Origin of the sequence: Streptomyces sp. NPDC051909 (assembly GCF_040681095.1) — a bacterium.
Classification (GTDB): Bacteria; Actinomycetota; Actinomycetes; order Streptomycetales; family Streptomycetaceae; genus Streptomyces.
The window spans coordinates 307,604-322,739 of record NZ_JBFAYA010000001.1 but is presented as its reverse complement, the minus strand read 5'-3'; the positions used below and the strand labels follow the sequence as shown (position 1 = coordinate 322,739).

Genomic DNA, 15,136 nt, shown 5'->3' with positions numbered 1-15,136 from the left:
CCTAGCGCTTCTTGTTCGTCTTGCGGCGGCGGACGATGTACTTGTTCGAAGCCTTCTTCGGCGAACGAGTACGACCCTCCTTCTGACCCCACGGGGAGACCGGGTGACGACCACCGGAGGTCTTGCCCTCACCACCACCGTGCGGGTGGTCAACCGGGTTCATCGCCACACCGCGAACGGTCGGGCGGACGCCCAGCCAGCGCTTGCGGCCGGCCTTGCCCCAGTTGATGTTCGACTGCTCGGCGTTGCCGACCTCACCGATGGTGGCGCGGCAGCGGGCGTCGACCAGACGGATCTCGCCGGACGGCATGCGGAGGTGGGCCATGGTGCCCTCCTTCGCAAGCAGCTGCACGGAGGCACCGGCGGACCGGGCGAACTTGGCGCCGCCACCGGGACGGAGCTCGATCGCGTGGATCGTGGTACCGACCGGGATGTTGCGGAGCGCCAGGTTGTTGCCGGGCTTGATGTCCGCGCCCGGGCCGTTCTCGACGCGGTCACCCTGCGTCAGACCCTTGGGAGCGATGATGTAGCGCTTCTCGCCGTCCGCGTAGTGGAGCAGCGCGATGCGCGCGGTGCGGTTGGGGTCGTACTCGATGTGAGCGACCTTGGCCGGCACGCCGTCCTTGTCGTGGCGACGGAAGTCGATCACACGGTAGGCGCGCTTGTGGCCACCGCCCTGGTGACGGACGGTCACACGACCGGTGTTGTTACGGCCGCCCTTGCTGTGCAGGGGGCGGACCAGCGACTTCTCCGGCGTGGACCGCGTGATCTCGACGAAGTCGGCTACGGAGGAGCCACGACGGCCCGGCGTAGTCGGCTTGTACTTGCGGATACCCATTTCTCAGTCCTCGTCCGATATCGGACGACTCGACCGCCGTCAGGCGGTCGGGCCGCCGAAGATGTCGATTCGGTTGCCCTCAGCGAGGGTCACGATGGCGCGCTTGGTGTTGGCACGCTTGCCGAAACCGGTGCGGGTGCGCTTGCGCTTGCCCTGGCGGTTGATCGTGTTGACCCCGGTGACCTTGACCGAGAAGACCGCCTCGACGGCCTGCTTGATCTGGGTCTTGTTGGCGCCGGGCGCGACGATGAACGTGTACTTGTTCTCGTCGAGCAGCGCGTAGCTCTTCTCGGAGACAACCGGCTTGACGAGGACGTCGCGCGGGTCCGTGAAGGTCTTGCTGGTGATCGTGGCCTCGGACATCAGGCCTCGCTCCCTTCGGTCTCAACGGCCTTGGGGCCAGACACGAAGGACTCGAGGGCGGCCTGGGTGAAGACCACGTCGTCGGATCGCATCACGTCGTACGTGTTCAGCTGGCCCGGCTCCAGGATGTGCACCTGGGGCAGGTTGCGGGCGGACAGCCACGCGGCCTCGTCGGAACGCTCGACGACCAGGAGCAGGTTCTTGCGCTCCGAGATCTTGCCGAACAGCGTCTTGGCGGCCTTGGTGGAGATGCCACCCTCGACCACGCCGGTGACGACGTGGATACGGGAGTGGTTCGCCCGGTCGGAGAGGGCACCGCGGAGGGCGGCGGCCTTCATCTTCTTCGGGGTCCGCTGCGAGTAGTCACGCGGCACGGGACCGTGCACGACGCCACCACCGGCGAACTGCGGGGCGCGGGTCGAACCCTGACGGGCGCGGCCGGTGCCCTTCTGGCGGTAAGGCTTCTTGCCACCACCACGGACCTCGCCACGCGTCTTGACCTTGTGCGTGCCCTGACGGGCCGCGGCCAGCTGCGCGACGACGACCTGGTGGATCAGCGGGATGCTGATCTTGGCGTCGAAGATCTCGGCCGGGAGCTCGACGGTCCCGGTCTTGTCGCCGGAGGGCGACAGAATGTCAATGGTGCTCATATCCTCAGGCCCCCTTGGCCGCGGTGCGGACCAGGACGAGGCCGCCGTTCGGACCAGGAACCGCGCCCTTGATGAGCAGCAGGCCCTTCTCCGCGTCAACGGCGTGAACGGTCAGGTTCTGGGTGGTCACGCGCTCGTTGCCCATGCGGCCGGCCATGCGCATGCCCTTGAAGACGCGGCCCGGGGTGGCGCAGCCACCGATCGAACCCGGCTTGCGGTGCACACGGTGGGCACCGTGGGACGCCTTGCCACCACGGAAGTTGTGGCGCTTCATGGCACCGGCGAAGCCCTTGCCCTTGCTCTTGCCGGTCACGTCGACCTTGATGCCCGCCTCGAAGACCTCGGCGGTGATCTCCTGGCCGAGGCTGTACTCGCTGGCGTCAGCGGTACGGATCTCGACGAGGTGACGGCGCGGGGTGACGTCGGCCTTGGCGAAGTGGCCCTTGAGGGGCTTGTTCACCTTGCGCGGGTCGATCTCGCCGAAGGCGATCTGGACCGACTCGTAGCCGTCGACGTCGTTCGTACGCACCTGGGTCACGACATTCGGGCCGGCCTTGACGACGGTCACCGGGACGACCCGGTTGTTCTCGTCCCAGACCTGCGTCATGCCGAGCTTCTCGCCCAGGATGCCCTTGATGTTCTTAGCCATCTCGCGCGTCACCTCAGAGCTTGATCTCGATGTCGACGCCAGCCGGCAGGTCGAGACGCATCAGCGAGTCAACCGTCTTCGGCGTGGGGTCGAGGATGTCGATGAGGCGCTTGTGCGTGCGCATCTCGAAGTGCTCGCGCGAGTCCTTGTACTTGTGCGGCGACTTGATGACGCAGTACACGTTCTTCTCAGTGGGCAGCGGCACCGGGCCCGCGACCGACGCACCAGTGCGAGTCACCGTCTCGACGATCTTCTTCGCCGAGGAGTCGATGACCTCGTGGTCGTAGGCCTTGAGCCGGATGCGGATCTTCTGTCCCGCCATGGCTACTCAGTAGTCCTTTGTCGTAGTAACGCTCTGGTACCCGGCGGTCCAGCGCTCTGTCTCCGACCCACGCGGTCGGGCGTGTCGCGCTCCCTCTACGAAGATCTCCCAGAGGGAGATCCCAACCAAGGGGGTGCGGGCCGTGCCGCGTGGCGGGTGCAGAACACCACCGGGCGCCTGGCTGAGGCCCCGCCCACGCTTCCCGGAAGATTCCCGTACGTCCGACCCGCAGGGGGTCGACGAGTACTGTGGGACTCGCTTCCGGTCCTCCCGGCGGGAGGCGCGCAGCATCGGTACTCAACCGAGCAACCCGGCTAGTCTGCCATACGGGGCCTAGCGGCCGCCAATCGGGGCGAAGACTGTACCCCACGTCACGTGGGGGTACACACGGGCGCGGCGAGGCCCGATTCGGTCCGGGCGCGGCCCTTGTGCCAGTGTGACGCGATGATCGATCTTGGGGGCGGCTCGGACACGCCGGTACGGCGGTCCCGGCTGGCCGACTACGCGGACCCGGCCTTCACACCACGGGACGAGCCGGCGGCGACCCCGCCATGGTCTCCCCCACCGCCCACCCCCGCCGCCCCGCCCGGCGGAGTGTTCGACGCCGAGGCGGAGGGCCGGCGGCGCGAGTTCGCCGCAATCCTTGAGCTCTTCCGGGAGACGGCCGTGCTCGTGCCGCGCCGGGACGGGTCCTGGCTGACCGTCGACTTCGGCGGCGTGCGCTGGATCCTCGCGTTCTCCGACGAGTCGGCGCTGGTCCGGTACGCGCTCGCCAGGGGCGAGGGCGGCGTGGCCTGGGAGTACGAGACGGTGCTCGGCGCACGGCTGCTCGACGCCGCCGTGCCGGGCGCCGGGGTCCCGTGCGGCGTGGCCCTGGACGCGGCGGACGGTGCGGAGCACGCGGTGCTCCTCCCGCCGGTGGCCGGGATCGTTCCGGACACGGCGGCGGTGGACGAGGGCACCACGGGAGGGGTGCGGTGAGCGGGGACGGCGGGAGCACGGGCGGGGACGGGGGCGGCCAGGAGCTGGCCGCGAGCGGTCTCGGCGAGATCGCGAACGGACTGACGCTGGCCCTGAGCGAGCTGAAGGAGCTCGGCTCGGTCGGCACGGCGGGGGCGGGCCGCGGCTTCGGCGAGATCGAGCTCTCCGGCCTGGATCTGGGCCACGAGGGGCTGACGGCGACGTTCTCGTCGTTCTGCGAGCGCTGGGAGTGGGGCGTGCGCGCCCTGATCGGCGAGGGCAACGGCTTCGCCGTGAAGGCGGGCCTGTCGGCCGGCACGTACCACGAGACCGAGCAGTACGTGGAAGGCACGTTCAAGATCGTCACCAACGCGGCCATCGGGAACCCGTACGCGTCCGAGGACGAGGTCACGCGGCAGGGCTGGGGCGACATCGCCAGGTCCGGGGCGTACGGCGGGGCCGACTACAGCCGCGAGTCCTTCGAGCAGGCGAACGCCAACATCGCCCAGGGCTGGAAGGACGCCGGTCGCGACGTGATGACGTCGAGCACGGTCGGCCTGCCCGGCGTGAACCCGCAGAGCATGCACTCCTCGCTCGGGGTCTCCGACGCCGAGTACGAGCAGATGCTCGACGACACGTTCGGCCCGTCGGCGGAGGAGCGGGCCGCCGCCCAGCAGCAGGTGCCGCCACAGCAGAGCGGCGGAGCGGGCTGATGGGCGGACTGCTCGACGACATCGGCGACATCGGCGACGGCTTCAAGGACGGCATCGACAGGGGCCTCGGCGTCATCGAGGACGGCATCGACTCCGGCAGGAGGAAGCTGGGCGAGACCGTCGACTGGGTGACCGACGAGACCGGTGAGCGCCTCGACTCGTACGGCCTGCACAAGGCCGCCGACGTGGTCACGGACTGGGGCGACGGCGTGGCGTCGAGCCTCGGTGCGACCCCCGGCGAGAAGCAGCTCGGCCAGACCGAGGAGGCGAACGAGCTCGTCCGCGGCAACCCCGCGAACATCCTCACGAGCGCGGCGCACCTCAAGGACTTCCGGGCGGCCTTCGAGAAGGTCGGCCAGGGCATGCGGAAGGTCGACTCCTCGCGTTGGAAGGGCCTGGGCGGTGACGCCTTCCGCGAGAGGTTCGGCGTCCACCCCACGAAGTGGCTGCACGCGGCGGACGCCTGCGAGACGGCCGCGGCGGCGCTGGAGGCCTATGCCGACGCCGTGCGGTGGGCGCAGGGCCAGGCGGGCGAGGCCGTCGAGATGTACCGCGAGGGCAGGCGGGTCTCGGAGGAGGCGAAGGCCGCCGCGGCGGCCAGGGGTGCCACGGACGCCACGGTCACCGCGGCCCACGAGGCCGGCAGGGCCGCCGATGCGGTCGTCGAGGAGGCCAGGGCAAGACTCGCGCACGCCCGCGAACAGCGGAACACCGCCGCGACCGAGGCCGCGGCCAGGGTCGAGAAGGCCCTGGCCCACGCCCCCGCCGAACCGCCGCCCCTCGACCGCCTGGGCAGCGACCTCGTCGACGGCTACCAGGCGTACAACGTGGAGCTGACCCATGTGGTGGGCGGCGCCCTCAAGGGGACCGCGGGGCTCCTCAACTTCGCCCGGGGCCTCAACCCCATGGACGCGTACAACCTGACGCACCCCGCCGCGTACGCGCAGAACGTCTCGATGACACTCTCCGGCCTGGTGTCCACGGCGGCCCACCCCGACCGCGTCGTGACGGCCGCGGTGGAGGGCTTCAAGAAGGACCCGTCGGAGTTCCTCGGCCGCCTCATCCCCGAACTGTTCGGCACGAAGGGCACCGGCCTCGCCCGCGGCGGCCTGCGCCTCGCGGCCCGGGAGGGCCTGGAGACCGGGGCGACGAACCTGGCGACGAAGGGCGTGAAGTACGGCGACGACCTCGCCACCACCGCGCCCCACCCGCCGTCGCCGTCCCCGCCGACCTGGGCGGACGACGCGGCCACGCCGTCCGAGACCGCGGTCTCCGGCCTGCCCAAGAGCTGGACGATCGACAACGCGCCTCCGACCAGCCTGCTGGACGACGTCCCGGCCGCCGGCAAGTGGGACGACCTCACCCAGCCCACGCATCACGTGGACGAGGCCACCGCCCACGCGGACGCGCCGGATCCCAAGGCGGGGCAGGGGTTCCTGGAGGATCAGTATCCGGAGCTGAAGGGGGTCAATGACGGGGTCGGGACTCACGGCGATGGCGGCTTCACCTATGAGCCGCATGTTTCGGCAGACGAGTTCGACGGCCTCGGCAGCGCGCAGAAGCATCAGGTAGCAGCCGACGAGCTCAGCGCTGGGGCCGTCAGACTCCGCGACGACGATGCGGCCATCGCCTACGGCAGGGACCATTGGAACGACTACGCCGAGAACTTGCCGGAGTCGACGCGAAAATCACTCCTGGACTATTCGGACGAAAAGCTCAGCTATCCAGATCCGCGGTACGCAACCTACCGAGAGATGAACGGCTACCTCCGCGGAGATCCCGAGCTGGGCACTCCAGACGTACTCCGCAATATCGAGGAGGTCGACAAGGCATTGGCCGGTCACCGGATTCCGGAAGACGTCATGGTCGTGCGCGGGTCGGGAACCGGACATCTGAAATTCGACGACCCTGCCGATCTTCTCGGGCAGAAGATTCCCGACAAGGCCTACATGTCGACATCCCTCGGCGAAACTCCGGCGGGGAGCTTCGAGAAGATGGACGCCATCATGCATCTTCGGGTTCCCGAGGGAACTCCCGCCCTCTGGATGGAAAAAGTCAGCCACTTCGGTGTGATCGAACGGGAACTGCTGCTGGGGCGGGGCACCACCTACAGGGTTACGCGGGCTTTCTACAACGAAAAGGGGCAGCTGCAGATCTACGGCGAAGTCCTGCCCGGGAATTAGAAGAGGACAGTTGAAATGAACACCGCAGGGGACAGCGGTCCCCGCTTCGTGAAGCAGACGACCAACCCACGTTTCCTGGAGGACCTGGAGTTCCGCGTCGAGCCGGGAGGCCCGCAGCGCTACAGCCGTCGGGCCGGCGGACCCGTGCAGTACGTCTCCGTGGCGAACGCCCAGGACACGGTGATCGGCTACGTGTGGGTCAGCGACGAGGAGGGCGCGGCGAACTGGATCGCGCGCAAGGACGCCGGGCACGTCGCCCTCAACGAAGGCAGCCCATGGGTGCGCCGCCTGTACGACGGCTACACGCGGGGTATCGCACCGTCCGAAGCACTCGCGGAGATGATCAGGGACTCACCTTTCACCGGCTCCAGTCACGTGGTGCCCGGCTCCCTCGACGAGGCACCGAACTCCGAGTCGCTCCGCGCCCGCGCCGGGTGGCCTCCTGAGGGGACCGTGAAGAACTCGGCGCGCGGGACGCTGTTCGGCCTCGCTCTCGGGGATGCCATGGGCTATCCCACCGAGTTCCTGACCATGGAGCAGATCAGCGCGAAGTTCGGCCCCTGGCAGAAGATGGGGATGCCTCTCTCCGCCGGCGACGTGGTGCGGGTGACCGACGACACCCAGATGGCGCTGGCCGTGGGAGAGGCCCTCCTGGAGGTCACGGGACGCGCGAGAGAGACGCGCGGCGCGCGAAGGGAACGAGGGACGCGTGAGGTGTGGGAGACGGCCCCCTCGATCACCCCGCACGAGGTCGAAGCGGCTCTGCGTGCCCACTTCGTGAAGTGGCTCCGTGATCCCGACAACAACCGGGCCCCGGGCCAGACCTGCCTGAACGCCTGCGCCGCGCTGGAACGCGGCATTCGCTGGCAGGACGCCACAGTGATCAGCTCCAAGGGCTGCGGCGCGAACATGCGCGTGGCCCCGGTCGCGCTCGTACCCGGCCTGACGGCCGAGCAGCGCTCGGGCATCGCCCAGTTGCAGGCAGCCATGACGCACGGCCACCCCACCGCGCTCGCCGCCAGCGACCTGACGGCCCACGCCATCTGGCTCCTCGCCCACGGCTGCGCCCTGGACGACCTCCTCCCCCAGCTGCGCTCCTACGCGCAGCAGTCCCGGCAGACGTACCACGCCGACTGGCTCGGAGACCTGGCGCAGAAGGCAGGAGCACCCGACCCCGCGACGTACATCGCATTCGGATGGGACGAATGCCTTCGCGCCCTCGACAAGGTGACCGAAGCCCTTCGTGATCCGGACATCGACCAGGACCCCTGCGTGGCTGTCGGCGCAGGCTGGATCGCCGAGGAAGCACTCGCCACCGCCCTGTACTGCTTCCTGGTGGTCCAGGGCTCTCCGCGCGCATCGATCATGCGAGGTGCCCACTCCTCCGGAGACTCCGACTCCATCGCGGCCCTGGCCGGCGCCTTCGCCGGGGCGAAGAACGGGCCGCAGCAGTGGTTCCCCGAGTGGATCGAGGTGCTGGAGTACCGCGACCGGCTCAGCGCCCTGAGCCGGGCCTGGGACTGAGCACCGAGGTGAAGGGCAAGGAGGAACACCGGCCGGCGGAGGACCGCGCTCACCCCGTCCACCAGGCCACCGCCTGGCTGAACGACGTCTACGGCGGGCTCGTCGAGCTCGCCGTGCCGCGCCCCGTGTACGAGACGGAGACGGCCTGGCTACTGGCCTGCCGGGCCCTCCCGCAGCCCGGATACCCGCGTACGCCGATGCTCGCGGCCTCGCTCGTCGTACCGAAGGACGGCAGCTCCCCCTTCCACCCCGCCTCCAGCGCCCCGCTGGCAGACCTGGAGCCCGCCCCCGTACGCGAGACCTCGGCCCGCGTACGGAACCAGGCGCGCCGTATCAACGCCCGCGGCTGCGTGGCCGCCCTGCACTCCGTGGTCGGCGGGCACCCGTCGGTCGCCCTGCCCTGGCGTCCCGCCCATGAGGCCCCCGGATGGTGGGGCAGGCTGAACCGCCGGTACTTCCAGGGCTTCACGCACGTGCCCGTCGGTGACTGGAAGGACGTGATCAGGGCCGTTCGCGAACCGGGGCCGGACACCCGCGGGCTTGTGTGGGTACGCCGCGAGGCCGACGGTCAGGAGGTGACCGGCGGCCTCGTCTACGTCCACAACAACAACGGCCGGGCCGTCTTCCTGGACGCGGTCACGGCCGCCTTGGCCACGCTGGACACCTCCCACGTACGGGAGCTGGTCCTCCGCCGCGCACTGCCGGCCGTCGGCAGTCGGTGACCCGTCCCCGGCAGGGGGTCAGGTACGGGAGACCGTGCCGCACTCCTGGGAGCTGGCGCCCAGGTCCTTGCTCCGGTCGTACGGGTCCTGTTCCGGGCCCACCGGGGCCGCGTCCGGGTCGGCCATCAGGTCCGAGTCGAACTGTGGGTGCAGGAAGCCGTCGAACACGTCGCAGGCGCTGTTGGCGAGGTCGGAGTTCCACTCCCAGAGCGACAGCCTGCCCTTGGTCACCTCGAACTCCTCCGGGTCCGGCAGGGCCACGACCAGGGTGCGGCGCACGATGGTGCGGGCCACCTCGTCGGAGCCCGGCGCGGCCTTCACCACCGGGTACACGAAGGTGTAGTCGGTGCGGATGACGACGTTTCCGGCGTCCTTTCCGGTGCCCGCCTCGACGGTCATCCGGCCCCTGGTCTTCACGACCGTCCCGGCCGGACGGACCTCCTTCGGGCTGAAGCGGGTGAAGAGCGAGGTCGGGTCGTTCGCCTCGGTCGGCTTCGCCAGGGACTTCTCCAGGTCGGCCCGGACCTCCGGCTGCTTCGGGTCGATCAGCTTCAGCGCCGCGTCCGGCTTCCCGCCCTTGATCACCGCCGGGTCCAGGTTGGCCGCAACCAGGAACTCCTTGGTCCGCTTCAGCGCGTCCTCGACCTGCGCCTTCGACATCCAGCCGGTGGCCCTGGCGGCCGGCGGCTCGATCCCGGCGGCCCCGTCCGCCCACCGCAGCGCCGGCGATCCCTTGAACGGCTCCCGCAGCGTCGGCCGGTCCGGGAACGCCTCCTCGGAGGGCGCGGCGCTCGGCCGTCCGGTCTCGGCGGCCAGCGGAGTCGTGTCCCCGGCGTCCCGCCACGGCATCAGCTCGGGCCGCAGCACCAGCACGGCGAGGCCCGCCGCGACGACGATGCCGACGGCGCCGGAGGCGATGCGGGCGGCGGAGCTCTGTGTGCCGCCGTTGGGGTCTTCGTAGTCCCATCCCATGGTGTTCCCCCCTCAGGAACGAGTGACGGTGCCGCAGCCGGCCGTCCGATGGCGTTCGATCGGCTTGCTGCGGTCGTACGGGTCGGTGGCCGGGCCCGTGGTGCCGGGCACGGGGCCGGTCCGGAGGTCGGACTCGAACTCCGGGTGGAGGAAGCCGTCGCCGTCCAGCTCGCAGGAGCTGTTGCCGTAGTCCGACATCCAGTCGCCGATGACGACCTTGCCGCTGCTGACCCGGTAGCGCGCGGGGTCGTAGAAGACGAAGGTCATCTCGCGGCGGACGATCGTACGGGCGACCTCGTCCGCGCCCGGCCCGGCCTTTAGGAGCGGGTAGACGAAGGTGTAGTCGGCGCTCACCTCGACCGTGCCCGCCTTCTTGCCCTTGCCCGCCGCCACGCTCATCCGGCCCCGGACCTTCACGACGGTGCCGGCCGGCTTGACCTCCACCGGGGTGAAGCGGGTGAACACCGTCTTGGGGTCGTTCGCCTCGGTCGGCTTGGCCAGCCAGCCCTCCAGCTGGGTACGGACATCCTTCTGGGTCGGGTCGATCAGCTTCAGCGCCGCGTCCGGCCTGCCGCCCCGGAGCACCTTCGGGTCCAGGTTGGCCGCGACCAGGAACTCCTTGGACTTCTTCAGGGCCGCCTCGACCTGCGTCTTCGACATCCAGCCCGTCGCCTTCGCCGGCGGAAGCTCGATGCCCGCGGCCCCGTCCGCCCACCGCACCGCCGGGGAGCCCCTGAAGGGCTCCTTCAGGGTCGGGCGGTGCGGGTCGACGGGCTCCGGGGGTGCGGTCGGGGCCGCCGTCTCCGCCGCCAGCGGTGTCGTGTCCTCCGGGTGGTCCGTCCAGGAGGACGGCAGGGCGGAGGTGACGCCCTCCGGGAGCAGGGCGGTGATCAGCTGGGGGCGTACGGCGACCAGCGCCAGGCCCGCCGCCAGGGAGATGCCGAGGACGGCCTTGAGCTTGCGCTTCCGTGCCGCCCGGCCGTTCATCTCCTGCCAGGCCGGGCCGGTGCGCCAGCCCGCCGGCTCCTGGCGCTTCGGCGCCCTGGAGGCCCTGGGGGCCTTGGGCCGCTTCGGCGGCTTCGCCTTGCGCAGCGCCCGCACGTCGGCCTTGGTGCCGATGCCCTGCTCACGCGCCGACTCGACGAACGAGGCCCATTCCTCGTCCGAGACCGACGGTCTGTCCGACGGCTTGTCGCTCATGTCCCCACCCCTGCGACCCCTGTGAATATGTGATGCGATCCGGACGTTCTCACGCCGCCGTACGGGCGGAACAGGCAGGTCAGACGTCTTGATCAGTTCGTGACCGGCGGAATCCGGGCAGAGGCGGAGTATGCGCACCAGCGACGAGGTCTACCACCGGGTGGTGTGGGACCCGCGGTTCGACGCCGAGCGGTTCGTCATGGGGATCGCCGAGCGGGACGCGGGCCCGAAGCGCGTGGATCTCGTGGACTTCGCGCCCGGCGGGGAGATCCCGTGGCACCGGGTGGTGTTCTTCGAGGCGGACGGGGAACTCGTCTGGGACCGGGCGACCGGGCTCGACCGGCTTGACGCGTCCGCGGCGGGCCGGGTCCACGCCGACGTGCTCGCCGTGCCTCCCACGTATCGGACGGCCGTGGCCTGGCTGCCGCCGCACGGGCTGTGGGAGCCGATCCAGCGCATCCGGCGCGTCCACGACCGGCAGATCGGGCGCTGGCCGCCGCACGTCAACGTCGTGTACGGGTTCGTCCCCGAGTCCGACTTCCTGCGGGCGATCCCGCTGGTCGCGGCGGCCCTGCGGACCGTCCCGCCGTTCCGGGCGCGGCTCCACGGGGTGCGGTGGTTCCGGCACCGTACGGACGCCACCGTGTGGCTCGACCCGGCCGCGCGGGGCTCGGAGCCGTGGCTTCGGCTGCGGGAGGCGTTGGAGGACCGCTTCCCGCGGTGCGTCGACTCCCGCCCGTACACCCCGCACCTGTCCCTCGGCCGCAGCCGCGACCCCGCCGCCCTCGCCACGAGCTGCGAGGACCTGCTCGGGACGATGAGCGTCCGGATCACCGACCTCGTGCTGCTGTCCCGGCGCGGCGACGGGCCGATGGAGGTGCGGGCCACGGTGCCGCTCGGCGGATCCGGCGAATCGGCCGCCTCGCACTGAACCCCCGCGCTCGAAAACCCGTCTAGCCGCACGGCACACGCAGGACGGTGGAGAGTCACACACGGGGGACGCACGACCGGTGGACGAGAACAGAGGACCGACCCGGCGCGGGATGCTCGCCGGGGCGGCGGCGGTGGCCGCCGGCGCGGCCGTCGCCGGCTGCTCCGTACCCGCCCCGCCCGGCCACACCGCCTCGGCGGATCCGGCGCCGGGCCGGCCGATCGCCGCCGGCCGGCGGGCGCTGCTGATGCAGTTCGCCGCGCACCCGGACGACGACCTGTACTTCATGAACCCGGACACGCAGCGGCTGCTCGACGCCGGGGTGCCGGTGGTCTGCGTGTACGTGACGGCCGGCGAGCACAACGGCAAGAACCGGATCAAGGGCATGCCCGAGACCCCGCCGGACCGGGCCGCCTACTCCTCCGCCCGGCACCAGGGCCTGCGCCAGGCGTACGCGGAGCTGCTCGGCGCGGACCGGTTCACGCCCTGGCGGAAGGGGACCACCGAGCTCGCGGGCGGGCGGCACGCGGAGGTCGACACCCTCGAACACGGCGGCCGCCGGGTCGAGTTGGTCTTCCTCAACCTGCCGATGCACACCCCGCGCCGCTACATGGCGCTGCCCGCCCTGTGGCAGGACCGGGCCCTCGAACTCACCACCCATCTGTCCGCCGACTCGCCCGTCACCCACTCCGTCACGTACGACCACGAGCAGCTGATCGAGGTACTCGCCGGGCTGCTCGCCACGTACCGGCCGACGGTCGTGCACACCCTCGACCCGGACCCGGACATCCAGCACAGCCCCGAGGCCACCCGGCAGCGGGACAGCGAGCAGCCGGGCTACTCCGACCACGGCGACCACACGGCGGTGGCCTGCTTCACCTGGGCGGCGCTGCTGCGCCGGGTCGCCGACGCCACGGCGGACGGCGGGCCGGTGCCGGCCTTCACCACGACCGCCTTCCGCGGCTACTACAACCGGCACTGGCCGAAGAACCTGCCACCGCGGGTCCTCGCCGAGAAGGCCGGCCACCTCGTCCCGTACGGCGGCGATCCGTCCTGGGACTGCGGCAACCCCTCCGGCTGCGGCGACTACGGCGTCGGCGGGGACCGCCCGCTGACCAACTGGAAGGGCTGGGTGCGCGCCACCCACTACCGCTGGCCGGCCGCCGGTCCGGCCGTCGCCGAGGAGCCGGGCGGGCGGCTCGCCGCGTACGGGGTGCTCGGGCTCCGTGCGGTCCGCTGGCGCGAACAGGAACGCGGCAGCGGGGTGTTCGGGGAGCCGGAGGACCTGGGCGGCGGCCCGCTGGCGCCGGTGCTCGCCCCGGCGACGCTCCCCGACGGGCGTCTGCTGCTCTTCGGCGTGCGGTTCGCCGCGCTCACCGGCCGCGGCGGCGCGAACCGGCGCGAGGTGGTGCTCCTGGAGCAGCGCTCCCCCGGCGGCCCGTTCCTCGCCTGGACGGGCCTGGGCAGTCCGGAGCGGGAGGACGACCGGGGCCGCCGGATCGGCGCGCCGGTGGCGGTCGCCGCGCCCGACGGCCGGGTGCACCTCTTCGTACGGAACGCGGACAAGGGCGTGTCGACGCGGGTGCGGGCGACGGACGGCGCCTGGGGCCCGTGGCGAACGCTTCCCGATCAGGAGGAGGTGCAGGACGGACTGACCGCGCTGGTCGACGCCGCGGGCCGGGTCCACCTGCTCGCGGCGGGCCGTCAGCACATACGGCACTGGGTCGACGGCTCCCCGGCCGCGCCGCTCCCGCTGTCCGGCGACCCGGTCGCCGCCGTCCCGGCGCCCGGTCCGGCCGGTGTGGAGGTCTTCTACCGGGCCCCCGCCGACGGCCGGCTGCGCTCCTCGACCGGACCGGCTCCGCTGTTCGAGGGGTACGGGCCGCTGGCCGCCGCCCCGGGCCCGCGCGGCCCGGTGCTGCTCGGCCGCGACCCGCGCGGCCGGGTCCAGCTGCTGCGCGACGGCCGCCTCGCGGTCCGGGACCGCGGCACCGCCCCGGCCGGCGCCGCGCCCGTCCTGCACGGCCCCGGCACGGTGGTCGGCCTCGGAGCGGACGCCCGCCCGTGGGCCTGGCGGCCGTACGACAGGCCCTGACGCCCGGAAAGCTTTGGGGCCCGCCCCCCGGAACGGAGGCGGGCCCAAGACACGGCCTGACGCGGCCTGACACGGCCTGACACGGCCTGACGCGGCCCGGGGTCGGGGCGGTCGATCAGGCGCCGAGGTTGCGGCGGGCGCGCGCGTGCAGCGCGATGCCGGCCGAGACGGAGACGTTGAGCGACTCCGCGGCGGGGTTCATGGGGATCGACACCGACTCGGCGGCGAGGTCCGAGAGCGCCCCGGACGGCCCCGTCTTCTCGCTGCCGAACATCAGGACGATCCGCTCGTCGATGGCACCGAGGTCGCCGACCGAGTGGTCTCCGTCGGCCTCGAAGACCATCGGGCGCAGGCCGCTCTCCCGCAGGTGGTTCAGCGCCTCGTCGCGGGAGGCGAGGACGATCGGCAGGGAGAACACGTATCCCCGGCTGGCCCGGATCAGGCGCCGGTCGGCGATGGTCGGCAGGTCGCTGTCGACGAGCACGATGCCGGCGGCGCCGAGCGCGAAGGCGGTGCGGACGATGGCGCCGATGTTGCCGACGATCTTCACGCCGTCGAGCAGGATGACGTCGCCGGTCCGGTCCGCCAGGTCCTTGAAGCGGCTGGGCCGCGGCACCTTGGCGATGCCGAAGAGCTTGGGCTTCTTCTCGGCCTTGAACACCTGGTTGGCGAGCGCCGAGGCGAGCAGCCGGACCCGGATGCCGCGCTTCTCGCACGCTTCGAGGAGCTCGGCCGGCGGCGGCGCGGTGTCCAGGCCGTAGACCTCGGTGAACTCGACTCCGGCGCGGATGCTCTGCAGAAGGGGTTCGATGTCCTCGATCAGCACCGTCTTGACGACGGACCTCGAGTGCTTGGTGACATCGATGATCCGCTGGACCGCGGGATCGGAACGTTCTTCGATGATGTCGAGACTTGCCACGGCGAAGACGTTACAGGACGGAGCGACACGACGAAGGGCCCGTACGACGTACGTCGTACGGGCCCTTCGCTTCGTGCTAGGTGCCCTGTGTCAGG

The 15,136-nt window shown here is 71.3% G+C and carries 14 protein-coding genes and 1 pseudogene; 7 read left to right on the top strand and 8 right to left on the bottom strand.

Going from position 1 to position 15,136, the window contains the following annotated elements:
- Nucleotide 1: 1 nt before the first annotated feature.
- From rplB to rpsJ, 5 genes are read right to left on the bottom strand one after another with little or no spacing between them, the layout of a single operon-like run.
- Nucleotides 2-838, bottom strand: coding sequence for a 50S ribosomal protein L2 (gene rplB / locus AB0M18_RS01665; RefSeq protein ID WP_030494254.1), 837 nt, complete (start codon nucleotides 836-838; stop codon nucleotides 2-4).
- A gap of 39 nt (nucleotides 839-877) precedes the next feature.
- The gene (rplW, locus tag AB0M18_RS01660) at nucleotides 878-1,201 is read right to left on the bottom strand and encodes a 50S ribosomal protein L23 (protein ID WP_265864044.1); all 324 of its coding nucleotides are present in this window, start codon (nucleotides 1,199-1,201) and stop codon (nucleotides 878-880) included.
- Nucleotides 1,201-1,851: a 50S ribosomal protein L4 gene (gene rplD, locus AB0M18_RS01655; protein WP_365754597.1), complete on the bottom strand. Its 651-nt coding sequence runs from the start codon at nucleotides 1,849-1,851 to the stop codon at nucleotides 1,201-1,203. The genes rplW and rplD overlap by 1 nt, the downstream gene beginning before the upstream one ends.
- Nucleotides 1,852-1,855: 4 nt before the next feature.
- The gene (rplC, locus tag AB0M18_RS01650) at nucleotides 1,856-2,500 is read right to left on the bottom strand and encodes a 50S ribosomal protein L3 (RefSeq protein ID WP_265864042.1); all 645 of its coding nucleotides are present in this window, start codon (nucleotides 2,498-2,500) and stop codon (nucleotides 1,856-1,858) included.
- Between the two features lie 13 nt (nucleotides 2,501-2,513).
- Entirely contained in the window at nucleotides 2,514-2,822 is a 309-nt protein-coding gene (gene rpsJ / locus AB0M18_RS01645) for a 30S ribosomal protein S10 (RefSeq protein WP_003948644.1), read from the bottom strand.
- 444 nt (nucleotides 2,823-3,266) lie between these two features.
- Between rpsJ and AB0M18_RS01640 the strand changes: the two genes are divergently transcribed.
- From AB0M18_RS01640 to AB0M18_RS01620, 5 genes are all read left to right on the top strand, one after another.
- Nucleotides 3,267-3,803 carry a hypothetical protein gene (locus AB0M18_RS01640; protein ID WP_365754595.1) on the top strand — a complete coding sequence of 179 codons (537 nt, stop codon included), beginning with the start codon at nucleotides 3,267-3,269 and terminating at the stop codon, nucleotides 3,801-3,803.
- Nucleotides 3,800-4,495, top strand: coding sequence for a hypothetical protein (locus AB0M18_RS01635; protein ID WP_365754594.1), 696 nt, complete (start codon nucleotides 3,800-3,802; stop codon nucleotides 4,493-4,495). Before AB0M18_RS01640 ends, AB0M18_RS01635 begins: the two co-directional genes overlap by 4 nt.
- On the top strand, nucleotides 4,495-6,678 hold the full coding sequence (locus AB0M18_RS01630) for a putative T7SS-secreted protein (protein WP_365754592.1): 2,184 nt from the start codon (nucleotides 4,495-4,497) through the stop codon (nucleotides 6,676-6,678). The genes AB0M18_RS01635 and AB0M18_RS01630 overlap by 1 nt, the downstream gene beginning before the upstream one ends.
- Before the next feature lie 453 nt (nucleotides 6,679-7,131).
- Complete coding sequence (locus tag AB0M18_RS01625) at nucleotides 7,132-8,202, top strand: ADP-ribosylglycohydrolase family protein (RefSeq protein ID WP_365755024.1); 1,071 nt, start codon at nucleotides 7,132-7,134, stop codon at nucleotides 8,200-8,202.
- 8 nt (nucleotides 8,203-8,210) lie between these two features.
- Entirely contained in the window at nucleotides 8,211-8,924 is a 714-nt protein-coding gene (locus AB0M18_RS01620) for a toxin glutamine deamidase domain-containing protein (RefSeq protein ID WP_365754591.1), read from the top strand.
- A gap of 18 nt (nucleotides 8,925-8,942) precedes the next feature.
- Here the strand turns inward: AB0M18_RS01620 and AB0M18_RS01615 are convergent, their stop codons facing one another.
- Nucleotides 8,943-9,896 (bottom strand): hypothetical protein, encoded by a 954-nt coding sequence (locus AB0M18_RS01615; RefSeq protein ID WP_365754589.1) that lies wholly within the window; start codon nucleotides 9,894-9,896, stop codon nucleotides 8,943-8,945.
- 12 nt (nucleotides 9,897-9,908) lie between these two features.
- Nucleotides 9,909-11,096 (bottom strand): hypothetical protein, encoded by a 1,188-nt coding sequence (locus AB0M18_RS01610; protein ID WP_365754587.1) that lies wholly within the window; start codon nucleotides 11,094-11,096, stop codon nucleotides 9,909-9,911.
- Between the two features lie 130 nt (nucleotides 11,097-11,226).
- Between AB0M18_RS01610 and AB0M18_RS01605 the strand changes: the two are divergent.
- A pseudogene (locus tag AB0M18_RS01605) lies at nucleotides 11,227-11,997 on the top strand (RNA repair domain-containing protein); the annotation flags it as partial.
- A gap of 142 nt (nucleotides 11,998-12,139) precedes the next feature.
- A complete protein-coding gene (locus AB0M18_RS01600) occupies nucleotides 12,140-14,122 on the top strand; it encodes a PIG-L family deacetylase (RefSeq protein ID WP_365755022.1) in 1,983 nt (660 codons plus the stop codon).
- 115 nt (nucleotides 14,123-14,237) lie between these two features.
- Here the strand turns inward: AB0M18_RS01600 and nshR are convergent, their stop codons facing one another.
- Nucleotides 14,238-15,041 (bottom strand): NshR/TsnR family 23S rRNA methyltransferase, encoded by an 804-nt coding sequence (gene nshR, locus AB0M18_RS01595; RefSeq protein WP_365754585.1) that lies wholly within the window; start codon nucleotides 15,039-15,041, stop codon nucleotides 14,238-14,240.
- Nucleotides 15,042-15,136 lie beyond the last annotated feature (95 nt).

Coding starts and splice junctions, on each gene's coding strand:
- rplB (WP_030494254.1), bottom strand. CDS start 838: ATGGGTATCCGCAAGTACAAGCCGACTACGCCGGGCCGTCGTGGCTCC.
- rplW (WP_265864044.1), bottom strand. CDS start 1,201: ATGTCCGAGGCCACGATCACCAGCAAGACCTTCACGGACCCGCGCGAC.
- rplD (WP_365754597.1), bottom strand. CDS start 1,851: ATGAGCACCATTGACATTCTGTCGCCCTCCGGCGACAAGACCGGGACC.
- rplC (WP_265864042.1), bottom strand. CDS start 2,500: ATGGCTAAGAACATCAAGGGCATCCTGGGCGAGAAGCTCGGCATGACG.
- rpsJ (WP_003948644.1), bottom strand. CDS start 2,822: ATGGCGGGACAGAAGATCCGCATCCGGCTCAAGGCCTACGACCACGAG.
- AB0M18_RS01640 (WP_365754595.1), top strand. CDS start 3,267: ATGATCGATCTTGGGGGCGGCTCGGACACGCCGGTACGGCGGTCCCGG.
- AB0M18_RS01630 (WP_365754592.1), top strand. CDS start 4,495: ATGGGCGGACTGCTCGACGACATCGGCGACATCGGCGACGGCTTCAAG.
- AB0M18_RS01615 (WP_365754589.1), bottom strand. CDS start 9,896: ATGGGATGGGACTACGAAGACCCCAACGGCGGCACACAGAGCTCCGCC.
- AB0M18_RS01610 (WP_365754587.1), bottom strand. CDS start 11,096: ATGAGCGACAAGCCGTCGGACAGACCGTCGGTCTCGGACGAGGAATGG.
- AB0M18_RS01600 (WP_365755022.1), top strand. CDS start 12,140: ATGCTCGCCGGGGCGGCGGCGGTGGCCGCCGGCGCGGCCGTCGCCGGC.